The 2,103-nt window shown below is 75.9% G+C and carries 2 protein-coding genes; one reads left to right on the top strand and one right to left on the bottom strand.

Annotated elements, in window-relative coordinates; translation table 11 throughout:
• On the bottom strand, positions 1-1,170 hold a 1,170-nt coding region (locus G3I42_RS28190), incomplete at its 3' end, for a serine/threonine-protein kinase (RefSeq protein ID WP_164290591.1).
• A 427-nt stretch (positions 1,171-1,597) separates the two neighbouring features.
• Here G3I42_RS28190 and G3I42_RS28185 point away from each other — a divergent pair.
• Positions 1,598-2,103: FHA domain-containing protein (locus tag G3I42_RS28185; RefSeq protein WP_164290589.1), on the top strand; the 506-nt coding region annotated here is incomplete at its 3' end.

The raw sequence follows: 2,103 nt of genomic DNA, 5'->3' as shown, positions 1-2,103 counted from the left end.
GGGGTGCGGGGCGTCGGGGTCGCCGCCCTCCTGGCCGGGCGGGACGGGGGGCATGACGGCGGTCGGATCGGCGTCGCCGGGACGGCCGCCCTGGCCCGTACCGGCGCCCTGGCCCATGCCCTGCCCCGCGCCGGGTCCCGCCGTCGGGAGCACGGACGTCGGCGCCGCCGGGTCGTAGGCGCCCTGCGGGAGGCCGTCGCGGGAGAGGACCTCGGTGGGCGCGGCGGCGCCTGGCGTTTCCGGTACGGGGGCCGGGTCCGGGTCGGGCGCGAGGAGCGCGCCGATGCCCTCGGCCGCCGCGATCTGCGCGGAGTTGGCGTGCACGCCGACGCCCTCGGCGACGACGCGCAGGGCGCGGGCGAGGTTCTCGGCGCTCGGGCGGCGGTCGGGGTTCTTGCTGAGACAGCGTTCGAGGACCGTCCACAGCGGCTCGGGGACGTTCGAGGGGCGGCGGGGCTCCTCGCTCAGGTGCCGGTGGAGGACTTCGAGCGCGGAGTCGCCCTGGAAGGGCGGGCGCCCGGTGAGCAGTTCGTAGAGGAGGATGCCGGCGCCGTAGATGTCGACGGCGGAGGTCTGCGGGCGGCCCTCGGCGGCCTCGGGGGCGACGTACGCGGGGGTGCCGACGAACTCCTGCGTGCGGGTGAGGCCCGGGGAGTCGGCGAGGCGTGCGATGCCGAAGTCCGTGAGGAGCGGGTGGAGGCCGCCGTCGGGGTCCTCCTTGAGGAGGACGTTGGCGGGCTTGAGGTCGCGGTGCACGACGCCGTCCGCGTGGCTCGCGACGAGCGCGTCCGCGATCTGCGCGGTGAGCAGGCTCGCGGCGACGGGGCTGAAGGGCCCGTTTTCGCGGAGGTAACGGTGCAGGTCGGGGCCCTCGACGAGGTCCATGACCAGCGCGAGCAGGTCGCCCTCGACGACGAGGTCGCGCACGCGCACGATGTTGGGGTGGGCGAGCCGGAGCAGCACCGAGCGCTCGCGCAGGAAGCGCATCACGATGTCCGGATCGCTCGCCAGCTCCTCCTTGAGGACCTTGATCGCGACGGTCTCCCCGGGCTGCCCCTGCACGGCCGCCTCGGCGCCCGCGGGGACGGTCTGGCGCGCACGCCAGACGGTGCCCGTGGCGCCGCGTCCCAGCGGCTCCTCCAGGAGGTACTTGCTGCCTACCGGCCGCACGTCATGCGCTCCCTGATCATCCGGCTCGCCCGCATCCGGGCGCCTCTGGGGGCTCCGGGCCGGCCGCGTTCGGGGCGGCGGCCTCGGGCCGCCGCTTCGGACAGTTCCGCCCACTGTAGTGCGCGGCAGGGGCGTGCCGGGGGGACGCGGACCCGCGTGACCGTCCTGTTGTTCGACTGCCGCCCGCGCCCGACCCGCGTCTCCCGGCCCCGCGGAGCGAACGGTTCCGGCCGATCAGGCCCGTCCGACATGGAACTTTTCCGACCGGAGCAGATCAATCAAGATCAATCGACGGCGATCGACGGGCGGGTTGTCTCTGGCAAGTGCGAGGATGCGTGTCTGTACGTACAGGCCGAGTGCCCGTGCGCGGCGGGGGTGGAAGCCCTTTCCCCGGCGTGCGCGCGCGCAGAGGGGACGCGTGACCGGGATGCAGATTCGGCTCAGCCTCCTGGCACGGAGGGGTGCGGGACGCGACTGCGACGTCCTCGTCACCGCCCCGGCGGGCACCCAGCTCTCGGCGGTCGCCGCCGGGCTGAAGAAGGCGGCCCGCTCGGGCGAGACGACGTCCTCGTGGTGGGTGGACGGCGCCCGCCTCGACCCGCACCGCGCGGTGCTCGGGGAACCACCGCTCGTGGACGGCGCGGTGCTCTCGCTCGGCGGCCCGGCGGGCCCCGGGGGCGAGCCCGACCCCACGGCACCCCAGCTCCAGGTCGTCTCCGGGCCCGACGCGGGCGGCGTGCACGTGCTGCACGGCGGCGAGGTGCGCATCGGCCGCTCCGCCGACGCCGACGTGACGCTCGACGACCCCGACGTCTCGCGCGCGCACTGCGCCGTGGTCCTCGGCCCCGGGGGCCGCGCGGAGGTCGCCGACCTCGGCTCGACCAACGGCACGAGCATCGAGGGCCGCCCGGTCGGCCGCACCCCCCAGCCGCT

It is taken from the genome of Streptomyces sp. SID11385 (assembly GCF_010548245.1).
Classification (GTDB): Bacteria; Actinomycetota; Actinomycetes; order Streptomycetales; family Streptomycetaceae; genus Streptomyces.
Note: the sequence above shows the minus strand (reverse complement) of the source record. Positions and strands in the feature narration are given on the sequence as shown.